This window comes from Cytobacillus sp. Bac17, from assembly GCF_024519925.1.
GTDB classification, from domain to species: Bacteria; Bacillota; Bacilli; order Bacillales; family Cytobacillaceae; genus Cytobacillus; species Cytobacillus pseudoceanisediminis.
In genome coordinates, this window is the sequence record NZ_JALJRC010000091.1 from 1 (window position 1) to 515 (window position 515).

General features: G+C 53.2%; 1 protein-coding gene. It reads left to right on the forward strand.

Features of this window, described 5'->3' with window-relative positions:
• On the forward strand, positions 1-489 hold a 489-nt coding region (locus tag NR125_RS30270), incomplete at its 5' end, for a hypothetical protein (protein WP_256816868.1).
• Between the last annotated feature and the right edge of the window lie 26 nt (positions 490-515).

Below are 515 nucleotides of genomic sequence, written 5' to 3' on the forward strand. Positions count from 1 at the left end.
AAGAAAGGGAAAAGAGAGGGAGAGGGAAAGGGAGAGAGGAGAGAAAAAGGGAAAGGGGAGAAAGGAAAGAAAGAAAGGGAAGGAGGGGGAAAAGAAAAAGGGGGGAGAAGGGGGAAGGAGAGGGGGAGGAAGAGGGAGAGGAAGGGGAGAAGAGAAGAAGGGAGGAAGGGAAAAGGAAGGAGAGAAAAGGGAGGAGGGGGAAAGGGGGAAAGAAGGAGGGGAAAAGAGAAGGGGGGAGAGGAGGAGGAAAGGGAGGGGGAAGAGAGAAAGAAGGAAGGGGAAAGGAGGCAGAGGGGGGGAAGGAAAAGGGAAGAGAAGAGGAGGAAGGAAGAAAAAAAGAAAAGAGAAGGGGGAAGGAGGAAAAGGGGAAGGAGGGAAAGGGAGGGGGAAGGAAAGAAGAGAAGGGGGAGAGAGGAGGAGAAGAAGAAAGAGGGAAGGAAGGGAAGGAGGAGGAAGGGGGGGAGGGGGAAGGAGGAGGGAGTGCCTTGATTAATGTGAGCTTTTGCCCTATAAAA